Annotated in this window: 14 protein-coding genes and 3 tRNA genes; 6 read left to right on the plus strand and 11 right to left on the minus strand. The window is 63.0% G+C overall.

Annotation, left to right across the window (positions count from 1 at the left end):
* Positions 1 to 682: 682 nt before the first annotated feature.
* Entirely contained in the window at positions 683 to 2,518 is a 1,836-nt protein-coding gene (locus P0D80_RS38815) for an ABC transporter ATP-binding protein (protein ID WP_132373599.1), read from the plus strand.
* Positions 2,519 to 2,622: 104 nt separating this feature from the next.
* Here P0D80_RS38815 and otsA read toward each other — a convergent pair whose 3' ends face one another.
* Positions 2,623 to 4,083: an alpha,alpha-trehalose-phosphate synthase (UDP-forming) gene (gene otsA / locus P0D80_RS38820; protein WP_408291697.1), complete on the minus strand. Its 1,461-nt coding sequence runs from the start codon at positions 4,081 to 4,083 to the stop codon at positions 2,623 to 2,625.
* Between the two features lie 55 nt (positions 4,084 to 4,138).
* Positions 4,139 to 4,888: a trehalose-phosphatase gene (gene otsB / locus P0D80_RS38825; RefSeq protein WP_408181721.1), complete on the minus strand. Its 750-nt coding sequence runs from the start codon at positions 4,886 to 4,888 to the stop codon at positions 4,139 to 4,141.
* A gap of 452 nt (positions 4,889 to 5,340) precedes the next feature.
* Between otsB and P0D80_RS38830 the strand changes: the two genes are divergently transcribed.
* From P0D80_RS38830 to P0D80_RS38840, 3 genes are read left to right on the plus strand one after another with little or no spacing between them, the layout of a single operon-like run.
* Positions 5,341 to 5,910, plus strand: coding sequence for an SCO family protein (locus P0D80_RS38830; protein ID WP_408291699.1), 570 nt, complete (start codon positions 5,341 to 5,343; stop codon positions 5,908 to 5,910).
* An 18-nt stretch (positions 5,911 to 5,928) separates the two neighbouring features.
* On the plus strand, positions 5,929 to 6,390 hold the full coding sequence (locus P0D80_RS38835) for a copper chaperone PCu(A)C (RefSeq protein WP_408181718.1): 462 nt from the start codon (positions 5,929 to 5,931) through the stop codon (positions 6,388 to 6,390).
* Positions 6,391 to 6,407: 17 nt separating this feature from the next.
* Positions 6,408 to 7,292, plus strand: coding sequence for a cytochrome c oxidase assembly protein (locus P0D80_RS38840; RefSeq protein ID WP_408291702.1), 885 nt, complete (start codon positions 6,408 to 6,410; stop codon positions 7,290 to 7,292).
* Positions 7,293 to 7,352: 60 nt separating this feature from the next.
* Here P0D80_RS38840 and P0D80_RS38845 read toward each other — a convergent pair whose 3' ends face one another.
* From P0D80_RS38845 to uvrC, 9 genes are all read right to left on the minus strand, one after another.
* Entirely contained in the window at positions 7,353 to 7,847 is a 495-nt protein-coding gene (locus P0D80_RS38845) for a GNAT family N-acetyltransferase (protein ID WP_408291704.1), read from the minus strand.
* Between the two features lie 92 nt (positions 7,848 to 7,939).
* Positions 7,940 to 8,920 carry a sensor domain-containing diguanylate cyclase gene (locus tag P0D80_RS38850; protein WP_408181714.1) on the minus strand — a complete coding sequence of 327 codons (981 nt, stop codon included), beginning with the start codon at positions 8,918 to 8,920 and terminating at the stop codon, positions 7,940 to 7,942.
* Positions 8,921 to 9,099: 179 nt separating this feature from the next.
* Entirely contained in the window at positions 9,100 to 9,858 is a 759-nt protein-coding gene (locus P0D80_RS38855; protein ID WP_408181712.1) for a TraB/GumN family protein, read from the minus strand.
* Positions 9,859 to 9,903: 45 nt separating this feature from the next.
* Entirely contained in the window at positions 9,904 to 10,143 is a 240-nt protein-coding gene (locus P0D80_RS38860) for a hypothetical protein (RefSeq protein ID WP_408181711.1), read from the minus strand.
* An 80-nt stretch (positions 10,144 to 10,223) separates the two neighbouring features.
* Positions 10,224 to 10,297: transfer RNA gene (locus P0D80_RS38865), tRNA-Cys, on the minus strand.
* Positions 10,298 to 10,402: 105 nt separating this feature from the next.
* A tRNA-Gly gene (locus tag P0D80_RS38870) sits at positions 10,403 to 10,478 on the minus strand.
* 62 nt (positions 10,479 to 10,540) lie between these two features.
* Positions 10,541 to 10,616: transfer RNA gene (locus P0D80_RS38875), tRNA-Gly, on the minus strand.
* 216 nt (positions 10,617 to 10,832) lie between these two features.
* Complete coding sequence (gene pgsA / locus P0D80_RS38880) at positions 10,833 to 11,426, minus strand: CDP-diacylglycerol--glycerol-3-phosphate 3-phosphatidyltransferase (protein ID WP_132373590.1); 594 nt, start codon at positions 11,424 to 11,426, stop codon at positions 10,833 to 10,835.
* Between the two features lie 144 nt (positions 11,427 to 11,570).
* Positions 11,571 to 13,769, minus strand: a complete 2,199-nt coding sequence (gene uvrC, locus P0D80_RS38885) for an excinuclease ABC subunit UvrC (protein ID WP_408291707.1) — start codon at positions 13,767 to 13,769, stop codon at positions 11,571 to 11,573.
* Between the two features lie 271 nt (positions 13,770 to 14,040).
* Between uvrC and earP the strand changes: the two genes are divergently transcribed.
* Both earP and efp read left to right on the plus strand, forming a co-directional pair.
* Positions 14,041 to 15,234 (plus strand): elongation factor P maturation arginine rhamnosyltransferase EarP, encoded by a 1,194-nt coding sequence (earP, locus tag P0D80_RS38890; protein WP_408291709.1) that lies wholly within the window; start codon positions 14,041 to 14,043, stop codon positions 15,232 to 15,234.
* 409 nt (positions 15,235 to 15,643) lie between these two features.
* Positions 15,644 to 16,201, plus strand: coding sequence for an elongation factor P (gene efp, locus P0D80_RS38895; protein ID WP_012433870.1), 558 nt, complete (start codon positions 15,644 to 15,646; stop codon positions 16,199 to 16,201).
* Positions 16,202 to 16,469 lie beyond the last annotated feature (268 nt).

Consider the following 16,469-nt stretch of genomic DNA (forward strand, 5'->3'; position numbering starts at 1 on the left):
TCCTCGTAAAAAATCAGGCAAAAGTACTGCGTTTGGTAAAAGCGACTCGCTTGCTCGCCAGGGCAGTCTGGCCGGAACATGCCGGCGCGGGCCTGATTCTTTCGAGAAATCCTGCGATGGATCGCTTGGGTAATGAGCCCAGACCAGTGATCAATGTCTGCGCATGTGCCGGTAAACGCACACATGACACCTACGTTGACAAACTGTCAGAAAATTCGGCGGGCCTACAGAGCATGCATTATCAATGCCGGGATTCTCGCTGCACCACAACATTTCAAAGTCTTTACGTTGTTACAAAGGCGAAACACTTTGCAAACCCTTGTTTTCTAAGACAGTTCTACAGTGGCAACTGGCTTGCGGCATGGACCGCGGAGGTGGCGTCGCAAGCTCTTGCGTCAACTTTGCCGGCAAGCGTTGAAGAAATGCCGCATCGCGGTTGAATGCAATTTGTAATTATATCCCTAAAAGTTCCGCAGCCTGCGTGAACCCTGACCCCATCGATGGGTCGAGTAGCAGTAGGTCGCGGACGTCTATCGCGAAATCAATCGCGCCAAGGCCCGGATACACAGGGCGCAATCGCTTTTGCATGTTTACAATGCGAAGCATCGGCTTCGCGGCGAACCTTTTCCATGTGGCCTACGCTTTGCATGCACAACCCGAAACACATCGACCTCACGATCAATTGGAACATTTAACCATCGCCCAGCGTAATGCCCAGAACGCAAAGCTCGCGAGCTATGCGCACCGGCCTCTTGCGTTCCTTTTCCGCTTTATCCGCCGCCATCCGCTCGCGCATGCGATCGTCCTGTGCAGCGTGTTTGCGGCCGTGGGCTGTGCGCTCGCTTCGCAATACGCGATTAAACACCTGATCGACGTGCTCGGCGAAGGCCGGCATCATCCCGGCCCGCTGTGGGGGGCGTTCGCCATCCTGGTCGGCCTGATCGCCGCCGACAACATGCTGTGGCGGGTCGGCGGCTGGGTCGCCGCGCATACGTTCGTCGCCGTAACCGGCGACCTGCGGCGCGACCTGTTTCAGTATCTGAGCGGACACTCGCCAACGTACTACTCCGAGAAGCAGCCGGGCATGCTCGCGAGCCGGATCACGGCGACCTCGAACGCGGTCTACACGGCGGAGAACACCACCGCGTGGAACGTGCTGCCGCCGTGCATCGCGGTGCTCGGCGCGATCGTCATGATCATCGCGGTGAATCCGCTGATGGCCTGTGGCCTGATGCTGTGCTCGGCCATTCTGTCAGTCGTGCTGTACAAGCTGGCCGGCCGCGGCTCGGCGCGCCATCATCATTTCGCCACCAAGGCGGCGTCGGTGGACGGCGAGCTGGTCGACGTGATCAGCAACATGGGCCTCGTGCGCGCCTTCGGCATGACGTTTCGCGAGCAGCAGCGGTTCGGCGCAACGGTCAAGGCCGAGATGGACGCGCGCCAGCAGAGCCTGCTGTATCTGGAAAAGCTGCGTCTGCTGCACGCGGTGATCACCGCGCTGCTGTCGGCGGGCCTGCTGGGCTGGGCGCTCTGGCTGTGGGATCAAGGCAAGGCGACTTCGGGCGACATCGTGCTCGTCAGCTCGCTCGGTTTCACGATCCTGCACGGCACGCGCGACCTGGCCGTGGCGCTCGTCGACGTCACGCAGCACGTGGCGCGTCTCGCTGAGGCCGTGCGCACGCTGCTGGAGCCGCACGGCATGCCGGATCGCGACGGTGCGACCGAACTCGTGCCGCAAGGCGGCCGCATCGATTTCGAAAGCGTGACGTTCGCTTACCCGCGCCGCCGCCCGATTCTCGATCACTTCGACCTGCATATCGAACCCGGCCAGCGCGTCGGCCTGATCGGCAAGTCGGGCGCGGGCAAATCCACCGTGCTGGCGCTGCTGCAGCGTTTCTACGAGACGCAAGGCGGCGCGATCAGGATCGACGGCCAGGACATCGCCACGATCACGCAGGACAGCCTGCGCCACACGATCGCGCTGGTCCCGCAGGACATCTCCCTGTTCCATCGCACGGTGTACGAAAACATCGCCTACGGGCGCCCGGAGGCGAGCCGCGAAGAAGTGCTCGCGGCCGCGCGCGAGGCGCGCTGCGCGGACTTCATCGAGGCCATGCCGGAAGGCTACGACACGATCGTCGGCGACCGCGGCGTGAAGCTATCGGGCGGCCAGCGTCAGCGTATCGCGATTGCACGCGCAATTTTGAAGAACGCGCCGATCCTGCTGCTCGACGAAGCCACCTCGGCGCTCGACAGCGCGTCGGAAGAAGCGATCCAGAAGGCGCTCGACCGGCTGATGGTCGGCCGTACGGTGGTGGCGATCGCGCACCGTCTGTCGACGCTGAACAACTTCGACCGGATCATCGTGATGAGCGCGGGCAAGGTCATCGACGACGGCAGCCCGGAAGAACTACGCCAGCGTCCCGGCCTGTATCGCGACCTGCTCACCAAGCAGTATGGCAAGGGCCACACGCTGCACATCGGTGGAAAGAAGGTCGACGAACAGCACGTGGTCTGAACCCGCGCGGCAGGCTTCGAGCCGCGAGCCGTCACCGCCAAAAGAAAAGCCGCTCTCGAGCGGCTTTTTCTTTTACACGCGCTGCAAGCAGCCTCGAACGCAACCTACCCGGCCTGAGTTTCGCGCGCCGCCTTTCTCCCCGACACGGCGCGCGCCTTCCCGCTTCGGGTGCTCTTTGCACCAGCGACGCCCTGCAAATCGCGCATGAAGTTATCGCGCCACACCGACACATTGTTCTCGCGCAACTGCACCATCATGTCGCGATGGCGCGCCTGACGCTCCGCGAGCGGCATGGCGAGCGCCCGCGCGAGCGCCTCGGCCATGCCGGCGATATCGACCGGATTGACGATCAGCGCTCCATCCAGTTCCTGCGCGGCGCCGGCAAAGCGCGACAGCACGAGCACGCCGGGATTCTCCGGATCCTGCGCCGACACATACTCCTTGGCGACGAGGTTCATGCCGTCACGCAACGGCGTGACATAGCCGACGTGCGCGGTGCGGAACAGCGCGGCCAGCACCGAGCGCTCGTACTGCTTGTGGATGTAGAGAATCGGCGTCCAGTCCAGTTCGGCGAAGCGTCCGTTGATGCGCCCCGACTCGCCTTCGAGCTGCAAGCGGATATCCTGGTACGCGTGCATGTCGGCGCGCGTCGGCGGCGCGATCTGCAGGAAGGACACCTTGTTGCGTTGCGCGGCCGCGTGTTCGAGCAGCCGCTCGAAGGCACGAAAACGCTCGACCAGTCCCTTCGAATAATCGAGCCGGTCCACGCTCATGATCAGCTTGCGCGAATGCAGCGTCGCCTTCATCGTGCGCACCGGTTTGCCGCGCTCACCCGCTTTCGCGAGTTCGGCGATCTCGTCCGGATAGACGCCGATCGGATACGCCGCCGCGCGCAGCGTGCGGCCGAACGCGTGGATCGTCAGCGGGCCTTGCGCCGATGCGTCGACCGTGCCGTTCGCTTCATTGACGATGTAGTCGCAGAACGCGCGCAGATCCGGCGCGGTCTGGAAGCCGAGCAGATCGAACGAACACAGCGCCTCGACGAGTTCGCGATGCGGCGGCACCGCCAGCAGCACCTGCGAAGCCGGAAACGGAATGTGCAGGAAAAAGCCGATGCGATTCTTCACGCCCGCCGCGCGCAACGCTTGCGCGAACGGAATCAGATGGTAGTCGTGGACCCAGATCACGTCGTCTTCGCGCAGCAGCGGCACGAGCTGTTGCGCAAGCCACGCATTGACGCGGCAATAGCCCTCGAAGTCGTGCCGGTCGTATTGCAGCAGGTCGGCGCGATAGTGGAACGCGGGCCACAGTGTGGCGTTCGAGAAGCCACGATAGTACTGATCGTAGTCGCGGCGCATCAGCGCGATGGTCGCGAAGGTCACCGGGCCGCGCTCCTCGACCTTGATCTGCGGCTGGCCTGAGGTGAGAACGTCGCCGCTCCAGCCGAACCACATGCCGCCGGTTTCCTTCAGCGCGTCGTACACGCCGACCGCCAGACCACCTGCCGCCGGGCCGCCCTCCGAGATTGGCGCAACCCGGTTCGATACGATGATCAGTCGACTCATGAAGCGCGATTCCCGATACGGTGCGTTGTTTGCTGCGAGCGACGCGGCGTGGTCATCATGCTGTGCGCGCCGCCGCGACGATCGATGCCAGCCAGTCGAGCAGGCCCGTCACCGAGCCGATGCGCGTATGCGCCATCGTCTCGCCCGGCCCGACCTTGATCGACACGCCGCCACGTTCGTTGACGACGGCGAAGCCCTTCTCGTCGGTCAGATCGTCGCCGGCAAAGACCGGCTTGCGGCCGACGAAAGGCGGCTCGTCGAGGAACGCGCGCAGCGCGCGGCCCTTGTCGACATCTTTGGGTTTGATTTCGTAGACCATCTTGCCCGGCTGCAGCACGTAGGAGCCGGCGTAATCGGCCACCAGCCGCTCGGTCGCCTCGCGCGCCAGCGGCTCGCGATCCGGCGCATTCCGGTAGTGCAGCGCCACGGCCGCGCCCTTGATCTCGAGCAGCATGCCGGGGTTTTCGTTGACCACCTGCGCGAGCACCTGCTCCATGCGCAACAGCCGCTCGTCATGGAAGCCAATGCGCTGCGTGTCGCCGTTCGCATCGCGCCGCTCGGCGCCGTGCAGACCGGCAATCGGCAGATCGGGCATGTTCAGAAAACTGTCGATGCTGTCGATACCGCGGCCCGACACGACCGCGACCGCGCCGTTCGTCAAACTGCGCAACTCGCTCAGCAAGTCGTTCACGCGAGGTTGCACCAGCACGCCGTCCGGCGTGGGGGCGAGTTCGACGAGCGTGCCGTCGAAATCGAAGAAAAATGCCGTCTCGCTCGGAGACAGAACAGCCGGAAGTGCTTGCATCGGTTAGTTTTGCCTTTCAGCCTTCTGCGGCCGGAAAAGTGTGCGCATCTTACCGCGCATCCACCAATTTTTCGAGAAAGTAAGGCTGGGCACAAGCCCAGCCGGGCGCCACACGCGAGCCTCGCCGGCGATTGCGTTCAAAACGGGAACAATCGGGCTTCACCCAGCTTTCAGCCGCCTGCGTCAAATTGCCTCGCAAACCGCCCGCCCGTGGGCTCTGCGCGACGCCATCGGCCAATTTGCGCTAAAGTCGCTGCCACGCGGATCATTGCCGTTACGACCATATTTGCACACTATGACCGCGCACGCGCCACACGCGCATCGAGCGGCGCCGCAATTCAATCGAGTCACTGAACCCTGCTTTGTTCCCGATCTTCTCATCCCGGCACCTGCAACTGCACCCCGCAATTTCACGCAGGCCGTGGTCCGCGCGCCTGTTTGCGGCGACGGTCATGCTCGGCGCGCTGACGGCGCTCGCCGGCTGCACGCATCGCACGGAAACGTGGCAATTGACCAATGTGACCGGTCACTTGCCTGACCTCGATTTCAAGCTGACCGGCGACGATGGCCGGCCCGTCAACGGCGATTCGTTCAAGGGCCGCGCCTCGCTCGTTTATTTCGGCTACACACATTGCCCGGACGTCTGTCCTGAAACGATGGGCCGGCTGATGCAGGTGCTCGGCAAGCTCGGCCCCGACGCGCAGAAGGTGCGGATCCTGTTCATCACTGTCGATCCCGCGCGCGATACGGCGCAGGCCTTGCACGACTACGTCGGCGCCTTCGACTCGAAACATGCCGAGGGGCTGACCGGCACCGACTGGCAGATCGAGTCGCTCGCCAAGCGTTACCGCGTCGCCTATCAGATGGAAAAGCGCGACCCTTCCGGCAACTATGAAGTCACCCATAGTTCCGCCGTCTACGTGTTCGACAGCGAGGGCCACGCGCGCCTGCTGGCCACCGATCACGACACGCCCGATGCGATCGCACAAGACCTGCGCCGCATCATCGATGACCGTTCCTGACCTTTCCCGAGTTCAACCATGTCGATCAAGATCAAAACGTTCGCTGCACTGAGTTGCGCCCTCGCCCTTTCGTTCGGTGCCGCATCGACCGCGCAAGCGGCGGGCGCCAACGCGATCAGCGCGAAAGACGCGTGGGTCCGCTGGCTGCCCAACAACCTGCCCGCCGCCGGCTATGTGACGCTCGTCAATGCGAGCGACAAACCGGTCGACCTCGTCGATATCTCCAGCAACGACTACGGCGACGCGATGCTGCATCAGACCGTGTCGAACGGTTCGTCGCAGAAGATGGTGATGGTCGACAAGCTGACGGTGCCCGCGCATGGCCAGGTCGCCATCGCGCCCGGCGGCTATCACGTGATGCTCGAAGATGCGAAGCACAAGGTCGCGCCGGGTGACACCGTGCATCTCACGCTCAAGTTCTCCGACGGCGAAACACTCGACACGCCGTTCGCCGTCAAGTCGCCGGCGCAAACCAAGTAACCAGGTAACGTGCCGCGATGAATCTGCTCTACTGGCTCGATCCCTGGGAGTTCTCGCCGACCGTCGTGATCGCGCTGCTGGTGCCCGCGATCCTGTTCGTGCGCGGCGCGCGTAAAGCGAAGGTGACGGTCGCGCGGCGCATCTCCTTCTGGTTTGGGCTGGTGGCGTTGTATGTCGCGTTGCATACGCGGCTCGACTATTTCTTCGAGCATGAGTTCTTCATGCATCGCGCGCAGCATCTGGTGCTGCATCACCTCGGACCGTTCTTTATCGCGCTGTCGTATCCTGGCGCGGCGTTGCGCGCGGGGATTCCGTTCGGCTGGCGGCAGCGCTTCGTGCGGCCCGCGCTGGAAACACCGGTGGTGCGCAAGCTGCTCGACGTAGTGATGCATCCCGTGGTCGCGGTGACGCTGTTTGTCGGGCTGATCTACTTCTGGCTGATGTCGCCGATTCATTTCATGGCGATGCTCGACTGGCGGCTCTATCGCGTGATGAACTGGAGCATGGTGATCGACGGCCTGCTGTTCTGGTGGCTCGTGCTCGATCCGCGTCCCGCGCCGCCGGCGCGTCTGTCGCCGGGCAAGCGCGTGCTGGTGGTGATCGCCGCGATTCCGCCGCAGATCATTCTCGGCGCCTTCATCTTCTTCACGCCGCGCGAGTTGTATCCGATCTACTCGATCTGTGGCCGCGCGTTCACGTGGTTGAGCCCGATGCGCGATCAACAGATCGGTGGACTGTTGCTGTGGATTCCGGGTTCGATGATGAGCGTGATCGGCGCGCTGCTCGCCTTGCGTCACTGGATGCGGCTGTCGGCGCGCGGACGCTTGCGTGGCGAACAGCGTGCGAAAGCCAGGCAGACCCTAGCGCCCACGGCTTCGGCGCCGGCGCGCGGCCAGCACTGACTCTACGATTCGATTGACAACCCGGCGCGCCCGCGCCGGGCTCTGTATGCGGTAGCCGCTTCAGGCCGACCGCATCCACACATGCGGGATGCCGTCTTCTTCGTGAATCTCCGAAACGGGCGCGAAGCCGAACGCACCATAGAAGGCTTGCAGATGCGCCTGCGCATGCAAACGAATCGGCGTGCCGGGCCACTGCGCGCGAATGTGCGGCAGCGACCGTTCGAGCATCGCGTTGCCCAGACCGATGCCACGGAATTCAGCGGTCGTGAGCACACGGCCGATGCGGATATCGGCGTCGTCCGCATCGGGCAACAGCACGCGCAGATAACCCGCGAGCGCCGGCCGTTTTTCATCGGGGCCATAGACCAGCAGATGCCACGCATCCATATCGAGCCCGTCGATATCGCCATACAAGCAGTTCTGCTCGATGACGAACACCGTGCTGCGTGCGCCCAGCATCGTATAGACCTCGATGCCCGTGAGGTCGTCGAAGGATTTCCAGCGCCAATCAAGTTGCGCCAGCCGCGTGGCGGCGGTTTGCTGCGGTTCAGTCATGACAACGTTCTAAAGAAAGAGTCGCACCGCACGGAGAGCGGCGATGCGTGATTATGCCGCGCGCGACGGTTTTTTTCGCCGCCGTGCCGCGCTCAGTTGCGATGGACCGCGCGCGCCTTCGATGCCTGTTTGTGGCTGTACATCGCGGCGTCGGCGGCCGCCAGCAGTTCGGCAATCGATTGGTGCCGGGCAGAATCGTATTGAATCTGCCCGACGCTATAGCGGATGTCATAGCCACGCTGCGCTTCGGCATTGCGCTCGGCCAGCAACTGCGTGAGACGCTGCGTCACTTCCTGCGTGGCGCCGCTGTCCGTATCGGTGAGCAGCACGACGAACTCATCGCCGCCGAGCCGCCCGATCACATCGCTTTCGCGCAACGCGGTGCGCAAGACGTCGGCGAAGGTCTTCAGCGCGCGATCGCCTTCGGCGTGGCCGAGCGTGTCGTTGATCTGCTTGAAATCGTTCAGGTCGAAGAACAGCAGCGATGCCGGTTTGTGCATCCGCTTGCAAACGTTCAGCGCATGTTGCGCTAGTGCCTCGAAACCGCGCCGGTTCGACAGCAGCGTCAAATCGTCGAGCGTGGCCAACTGCACCGCCGCCAACTCCTGCTCGGCCATGCGCGCCAGATCGCGCAGCAATTCGCGCTCTTCTTCGTCGAGGCCGCGCGGCTTGGTGTCGATCAGACAGAGCGTGCCGAGCTTGCTGCCGTTGGGCACCGTGAGCGGACAGCCGGCGTAGAAACGGATATTCGGGTTGTCCGTGACGAGCGGATTGTCGTGAAACCGCTCGTCCGCGAGCGTGTCGGGCACCATCATGATTTCGTCGCCGAGAATCGCGTGCGCGCAGAATGATACGTCACGCGAGGTCTCGCTCGTCTTCAGGCCGACACACGACTTGAACCATTGACGGTCCGCATCGACCAGACTCACGAGCGCGATGGGCACACTGAAGAGTCGCTTGGCGAGCCGGGTCAGACGATCGAAGCGCTCTTCCGGCAACGTATCGAGAATATGCAGCGCACGCAGGGTGTCGAGACGGGCGCTTTCGTTACTGGGCGTCGGTGGCACATGCATGTTGTATTCCCTAGGGCGACCGGCGTGGCCGAAGTGGTAGGCGGGTAGTGTATAGCGACGTGCTTTACCTTGGGGCAAAACCCCGGCGCGAGAGTTCCCTCGGATCGCGTGCGAGCCGGACCGCTTTCGAACCGATGCAGGCCGCATCAGGCTGCCACGCTCGCGCGGCGACGGCTTTGCTATGGGTTGGCAAAGACCGGCTCGACGGGCCGCGCGAGACAGTCGATCAGATTGCCGGGGCCGCACAGATGCAGCGCGCCGACGACCACCAACGTGCGCTCCGGCCGCGTGAGGACCTCAGTCAAGCGCGCCGCCCATGCGCGATTGCGCTCGTCGAGAATCGCATGCCGGATGCCCGGCAGATTGAACATCGGCGAATCGATGGCGATCTGGTGCACGGCAAGCAGATCGCCCTCCAGCCAGGCCGCGTGCATGCGCTCGAGCGTGCGCTGCGGTTCGTCGAGGTCTGACATCAGCAAGCCGAGCGCCGCGCCGACGGCGTCGAGCGGAATCGATTCGAGCGCCGCCGCTACCTCCTGCGCGCTCTCGAGATAGCGATAGGGCTTGGCCTGCGTAATCGCCGAGCGCAGCATGCGCGGCTCGACACCTTCGACGACTTGTTGGAACAGCGTCGGCGCGACGATCAACGCGGCCCACGGACGAAGATCGGTGAGCGGCGCAAGCGGCCCTTCAACGGGCCATGCCGCGTGAAGTTGCTGCCATGCGTCGGCGGATAGCAAGGGCTGCAGTTGCTCCGCGCCGCCTCGTCGGTCGGCCTTCAGAAACGGCAGGATCGTCGGCGGATCGGACTCAAAGACGAGCGCTTCCGCCCAGTCATACGCTTCGGCAATCCACGGCGGGGTTCTTCGGCTTGTCGCCGGAAAGAGATGCATCGAGCCGAGCAGGCGAACGTGGGTGCCGGTGAGTTGTAGGTACATGCAGCCTCGGTGTGGACAAGCAATGACGTAAAGCAGGCGCGCTGTTCAATCGATCACGTGCAGCGCAGTGCGCCGGTTCACAGCCCCTCGCCCGGCCGTACGGACCGTGAACGCGATGAACAGTAGAAAGACGATCTGCGAGAGATACAGGTCCATCCGGATCGGGTGATGAAGCGCGAACCACGAATTGTGCGCCACATCCGTCACGATAACGGCAACGCAGAGAATCAACCCGGCTGCCGGCGCGATTAGCAGAAGCAAAGAGAACTGCTGCCACGTCAGCATATGTATCAACTCCGCCAGAGAAACCGACGCCGAAAAAAGAAAAGCCCCGACAAGTCGGGGCTTTTCTTTACATCAACTACTGGAGGCGCGAGCCGGAGTCGAACCGGCCTAAACGGCTTTGCAGGCCGCTGCATAACCGCTTTGCTATCGCGCCGCAAGCGGACTGGAACCTAGCAACAGATTCGCAGATTTTGTTTAGCGGACAACCGGATGGACCGGGCCACCAAACAAAAAGGGAAGCGTTGCTTCCCCTTATGTATGGAGCGGGAGACGAGGCTCGAACTCGCGACCTCAACCTTGGCAAGGTTGCGCTCTACCAACTGAGCTACTCCCGCATTGAACTGCTTCACAACGCCTTGCACTATTACTTGCCAAACAACGCGTTGCTTCAAAAATTTGGAGCGGGAGACGAGGCTCGAACTCGCGACCTCAACCTTGGCAAGGTTGCGCTCTACCAACTGAGCTACTCCCGCATTGTGCTGCTTTTGCCGTGCTATCTGCTGCCTTGTTACTGCAACTACTCTTTACTGCCACCGATGTTTCGAGCTGCGTGCATCGGAGAAACGAGATTATGGAGAAACGACTGAAACGTGTCAACCCCTTTTGCGTATCTCTTTTACCGAACAAATTTCACTCATGCGCCAGCGAAGTTCGGACACGCGCCGGGCGCCCTCCACCACGACGAAAACTCAGGCCACACCGCCCCGTTCGCGAATCTGCGGCCATGCGAGCTTCATGTAATAGAGCATCGACCAGATCGTCAGGAACGCGGCCAGATAGATGAGCCACAAGCCCCACACACGCGTATCGACCACCACGCCGCCGCCGAACGACAGCGGCCCGTAGAACAGCAGCATGGGGATCGCCACCATCTGACAAACCGTCTTGAACTTGCCGAGCGAATTCACCGCGACGCTCTTCGATGCGCCGATTTGCGCCATCCATTCGCGCAGCGCCGAGATCGCGATCTCGCGCCCGACGATCACGAGCGCGATCGCCGAATCGATTCGCGCGAGTTGCACGAGCACCAGCAACGCGGCGGTCACCATCAGCTTGTCGGCGACCGGATCGAGGAACGCGCCGAATGCCGAGGTCTGATTCCACTTGCGCGCCAGAAAGCCGTCGAACCAGTCGGTCAGCGCCGCCAGAATGAAGATGGTCGCGGCCGCCAGATTGCGGTGCGCGGGGCTCATCATCATGTCGGGCAAATAGAACACACCGACGACGAGCGGGATCAGGACGATCCGCAGCCAAGTCAGGAAAATCGGGAAATTAAACGGCATGGGCAGGCGCAGCGTCTGACAAGGGAGATGCAATTGTGCCGTGTCACAAGGCCTGCCACAAGCAAAGCGGCGCGCCGGGCCGGCCGCGCGCGCCGCGGCAGCGCCCCTCGAAGGTGGCTGAGCGGACGGCTGAAGCCGCCGCGATCAGTGCAATTGCCGGTAAATCTGCTCCGCGAGCGCCTGCGAAATGCCTTCGACGCTCGCCAGATCTTCGACACTGGCGGCAACCACGCCGCGCAGTCCCCCAAAGCGCGCGAGCAAACGCTGACGCCGCTTCGCGCCCACCCCTTCGAGTTCTTCGAGCCGCGAGGTCTGACGCGTCTTGCCGCGCTTCGCGCGCATGCCGGTGATGGCGAAGCGGTGCGCTTCGTCGCGGATCTGTGCGACCAGCATGAGTGCGGCGCTTTCCTTGCCGAGTTCGAGCGGCGCGCGGCCGTCGGCGAAAATCAGGGTTTCGAGGCCGACCTTGCGTCCCTCGCCCTTCGCGACGCCGACCAGCATGCCGGTATCGAGACCCAGTTCCGTGAACACCTGGCGCGCGATTTCGACCTGGCCCTTGCCGCCGTCGATCAGCACGATAGTCGGCAGGATGCCGCCGGCCGCGACCGGCTCCGCGGCGTCCGGCGTGAGCGACGGATCGGCGGCCGCGTCGCTTTGCAACTCCGCGGCTTCTTCAGCGGCATTCGCGGCGGCTTGCTCGACCATCTTCTCGTAGCGGCGCGTGAGCACCTGGCGCATCGCGGCGTAATCGTCGCCGGGCGTAATGCCGGTGATGTTGTAGCGGCGGTATTCCGACGACTGCATCTTGTGATGGTGATACACCACGCACGACGCCTGCGTCGCCTCCCCCATCGTGTGGCTGATGTCGAAACATTCGATGCGCAGATGTGCGAGATCGTCGCACTCCATGCCGAGCGTGTCGGTCAGCGCGCGCGTGCGGGCTTGTTGTGAGCCCTGCTCCGAGAGCAGGCGCGCGAGCGCGAGCCGCGCGTTCTGCTCGGCCATGGCGAGCCAGGCGCGCCGTTGGCCTTGCGGCTGGCGCAGCACGGTGACCTTGTGGCCGGCCTGCTCGATCAGCACGTCGACCAGTTCGCGGTTGGCGGGTGCGTGGCTGACTACCAGCACCGGCGGCACGCGATTGCCCAGGTAATGCTGGGCGATGAACGCTTCGAGGACTTCGGCTTCGATCCCCCCGGTTGCGCGGCCTTTGCGCGGTTTCGTGGGTTCGGAATCGGCTTCCCCGAGTGCGTCGTCTTCGTCGGGTGCGTCGTCGGCTTCATCGGACGCGTCGTCCTCTTCGTCTTCCGATGGCATCTCTTGCGCGATCGCGAGCGCATCGGCGGCATCGGCCGACTCCGCCTCACCGCCCGCGTTGTCTTCCGAGAGCGAACCGGACTCGATAGCGGTATCGGTCAACGCCGCGCCGTCGTCTTCCAATCCGCCCTCATCAGCCGTCAACGCGCTTTCGACATGCGCCGGGAAATACGCCTTGTCGCCTAAATGCCGTCCGCCGCGCACCATCGCCAGATTCACGCACACGCGACCGCCCAGCGCGACCACCGCGAGAATATCGACGTCGCTGTCGCTGCCGACTTCGATCGCCTGCTGGTGCAGCACCGTCGACAGCGAACTCATCTGGTTACGCACCGCCGCGGCCTGCTCGAACTTCAGCTCGCTGGCGAAGGCGTGCATCTTCTGCTCGAGTTCCTTCATCACCTCGCCCTGGCGGCCGAGCAGAAAGCGCGATGCGTTGGCGACGTCGCGCGCGTAGTCTTCTTCATTGATCGCCGCGACGCACGGCGCCGTGCAGCGGCCGATCTGATGCAGCAGACAAGGCCGCGTGCGGTTATTGAACACGGAGTCTTCACAGGTGCGCAACTGGAACACGCGCTGCAGAATCTGGATGCTCTCGCGCACCGCCCACGCACTCGGAAACGGACCGAAGTACTGATTCTTGCGATCCACAGCGCCACGGTAATACGCCATGCGCGGAAACTTGTGGCCGGTCAGCTTGAGGTAGGGATACGACTTGTCGTCGCGAAACAAAATGTTGTAGCGCGGCGCGAGCGCCTTGATCAGGTTGTTTTCGAGCAGCAGCGCTTCGGCCTCGGAGCGCGTCACGGTCGTCTCGATGCGCACAATGCGCGTCACCATCATCGCGATGCGCGGCGACAGTAGCGTCTTGGTGAAGTAGCTCGAGACGCGCTTCTTCAGATCGCGCGCCTTGCCCACGTAAAGCACCGCGCCGTGCGTATCGTAATAGCGATAGACGCCGGGCAGATGCGGCAGTTGGGCGAGCACTTTTTTCGGCTCGAAAGCGTCGGTTGCTTCGGGTTCGGTCATGCAGAATCGGTTGAGGTGGGACGTTCTCGCGAAGCCTTGCTCTGCGTGCCGCGCGCCGGGACGAACCGCAGGACGCCTTGCGCGCGCAATCGTGAACGAGTGCTTTAGAATCGCCAGTTTAGAACATTCCGCGTGCGTCCGAACGCTGTTGCCTTGAATCGGGCGACGCGTCGGCAGCCGTGGGTCGGCGCGCAACGCAGCGCGGCACCGACGCATCACTCGCATCGCCCCCCACTCCTTCCATCCGTTCGAATCCGCGACCCAGGCCATCATGTCTTCCGCTACGCCCCATTCCGAGCAGGCCGCTGACACGCCCACGGCGATCGCCTGCGACATCTTCTGCGCGGTGATCGACAATTTCGGCGACATCGGCGTGTGCTGGCGCCTCGCGCGCCAGCTTGCGAGCGAGCACGGCTGGCAGGTGCGCGTGTTCGTCGACGACCTGCATGCGTTCCAGAAGCTGTGCCCGTCGCTGACGCTGGAGCACGCTCGCCAGACGGTCGGCGGCATCGTCGTCGAACACTGGCATGAGCCGGCTCATGCGGGCGATAGGCTCGAAGTCGCCGACGTCGTGATCGAGGCGTTTGGCTGCGAACTCCCGTCCATCTATGTCGCCGCGATGGCGGCGCGCGAACGTACGCCGGTGTGGTTCAACCTCGAATATCTGAGTGCCGAGGACTGGGTCGCGGATTTTCATCTGCAGCCCTCGCCTCATCCGCGCTATCCGCTGACCAAGACATTCTTTTTCCCCGGACTCGGCCCCGGCACCGGCGGCGTGCTGAAGGAACGGCATCTCGACGGCGCGCGCGCGGCTTTTGAAGCATCGCCCACCGCGCGCGGAGCATGGTGGCAACAGACCACAGGCCACGCGCCGCCGCCCGCCGCGGCCACCGTCGTCTCGCTGTTCGCCTACGAGAACCCCGCCGCCGACAGTCTGCTCGAACAATGGCGCGATAGCGCGGACCCGGTCGTCCTGCTCGTGCCCGAAGGCCGCGTTTCAGGCGCGGTCGCGCGCTTTTTCGAACTGCCCGCGTTCGCCGCCGGCGCTCACGCGGTGCGCGGCAACCTCAGCGCACATGCCCTCGCCTTTACCGACCCGCCCGGCTACGACGCGCTGCTGTGGGCAAGCGACATCAATTTCGTGCGCGGCGAGGATTCGTTCGTGCGCGCCCAATGGGCCGCCAAACCCTTCGTCTGGCATATCTACCCGCAAGCCGACGACGCCCATCTGCCGAAGCTCGACGCCGCGCTCGCGCACTACGCGCGCACTCTGCCCGCCGACGCCCGCGACGCCCTTGCGCGTTTCTGGCACGCGTGGAACGGCACGGGTCGGCCGGACTGGGCGGAATTCCAGCGTCACTTGCCGGCGCTCAGGCAACGCGCAGCCGATTGGGCCGGCGAACTGGCTCAAGTGGGCGACCTCGCTGGAAATCTGGCCTTGTTCGCAAAAACTCAGTTAAAATAAGCGGTTATCCAACGGCCGACGACGCAAGCGCGGCCCGATCGCAATGGCGGAATCCGGTCAACTCGTTTGAGCGGCTCGCCAACCCGGCATCGCAAGATGCAACACCTTTCCCCAATATCAAAGCGTGATAGGTGGAATGTCAAAAAAGGGACGTATGTTGCGAATCGGCGCCACTCGTGTACACGCCCGCACCGGGTAAAAAGCAGGTAACGGATTGCTGGGAATGGCAGAGACCGCGGGTTTGCGGCGCTCGCGCCGCTCCCCGCGGCAAGCCGGCCACGCTTGACTCGCTCGCGACCCGCCGAGCCGCTTCGGCGGCGCGGCGCGCGGTGAGCAAAGCGCCGAAGCCGCTTGCGCCGTATGCCGTTGAGCACAAGTTGAAGCTACTAATTTCGTACAGGACAGTTTTATGAAGACCGCACAGGAACTCCGCACCGGCAACGTCGTGATGATCGGCGCAGACGCAATGGTTGTGCAAAAGGCCGAATACAACAAATCGGGCCGCAACTCCGCCGTCGTCAAGATGAAGTTCAAGAACCTGCTGACCGGCGCAGGCATGGAAAGCGTGTACAAGGCCGACGACAAGTTCGACGTCGTCGTGCTGGAACGCAAGGAAGTTACCTACTCGTACTTCGCCGACCCGATGTACGTGTTCATGGACGCCGACTACAACCAGTTCGAAGTCGAAGGCGAAATGATGGGCGACGCCCTCCATTACCTCGAAGACGGTATGGCTTGCGAAGTCGTGTTCTACAACGAGAAAGCCATCTCGGTCGAACTGCCGACCACGCTGGTCCGCGAGATCATCTACACGGAACCGGCAGTCAAGGGCGACACGTCGTCGGGCAAGGTGTTGAAGAACGCCAAGCTGAACACCGGCTTCGAACTGCAAGTGCCGCTCTTCTGCAACATCGGCGACAAGATCGAAATCGACACACGTACGCACGAGTACCGCAGCCGCGCTTAAGCGCCCTGCTCGCCTGAATCCAGCGCCCCAAGCCGGGCGCTGCGAAAAAAATGGCAAAAAAAGCGCCCAATTTGGGCGCTTTTTCTTTTTTGCGCTGCCGTGTATGGTTGAGGAAAACTTTACCGGCGATCTTCTCGAAATTGCCACACCGCAACCTCAAATTTCCCGTATGTCGGTCACCAAATCATTGATAAGTTTAAATAAATTATCGTGGCACGGTCCATGCTTCTCTCTGGATACAGGCCAGTACGGCTTTATTTTCTTCAAC

It is taken from the genome of Paraburkholderia sp. RL17-373-BIF-A, assembly GCF_046030175.1.
GTDB lineage: Bacteria > Pseudomonadota > Gammaproteobacteria > Burkholderiales > Burkholderiaceae > Paraburkholderia.

Excerpts from the sequence above, each read along its gene's own strand:
- otsA (WP_408291697.1), bottom strand. The coding sequence starts at position 4,083 with ATGAGTCGACTGATCATCGTATCGAACCGGGTTGCGCCAATCTCGGAG.
- otsB (WP_408181721.1), bottom strand. The coding sequence starts at position 4,888 with ATGCAAGCACTTCCGGCTGTTCTGTCTCCGAGCGAGACGGCATTTTTC.
- P0D80_RS38830 (WP_408291699.1), top strand. The coding sequence starts at position 5,341 with ATGCTCGGCGCGCTGACGGCGCTCGCCGGCTGCACGCATCGCACGGAA.
- P0D80_RS38835 (WP_408181718.1), top strand. The coding sequence starts at position 5,929 with ATGTCGATCAAGATCAAAACGTTCGCTGCACTGAGTTGCGCCCTCGCC.
- P0D80_RS38840 (WP_408291702.1), top strand. The coding sequence starts at position 6,408 with ATGAATCTGCTCTACTGGCTCGATCCCTGGGAGTTCTCGCCGACCGTC.
- P0D80_RS38845 (WP_408291704.1), bottom strand. The coding sequence starts at position 7,847 with ATGACTGAACCGCAGCAAACCGCCGCCACGCGGCTGGCGCAACTTGAT.
- P0D80_RS38850 (WP_408181714.1), bottom strand. The coding sequence starts at position 8,920 with ATGCATGTGCCACCGACGCCCAGTAACGAAAGCGCCCGTCTCGACACC.
- P0D80_RS38855 (WP_408181712.1), bottom strand. The coding sequence starts at position 9,858 with ATGTACCTACAACTCACCGGCACCCACGTTCGCCTGCTCGGCTCGATG.
- P0D80_RS38860 (WP_408181711.1), bottom strand. The coding sequence starts at position 10,143 with ATGCTGACGTGGCAGCAGTTCTCTTTGCTTCTGCTAATCGCGCCGGCA.
- pgsA (WP_132373590.1), bottom strand. The coding sequence starts at position 11,426 with ATGCCGTTTAATTTCCCGATTTTCCTGACTTGGCTGCGGATCGTCCTG.
- uvrC (WP_408291707.1), bottom strand. The coding sequence starts at position 13,769 with ATGACCGAACCCGAAGCAACCGACGCTTTCGAGCCGAAAAAAGTGCTC.
- earP (WP_408291709.1), top strand. The coding sequence starts at position 14,041 with ATGTCTTCCGCTACGCCCCATTCCGAGCAGGCCGCTGACACGCCCACG.
- efp (WP_012433870.1), top strand. The coding sequence starts at position 15,644 with ATGAAGACCGCACAGGAACTCCGCACCGGCAACGTCGTGATGATCGGC.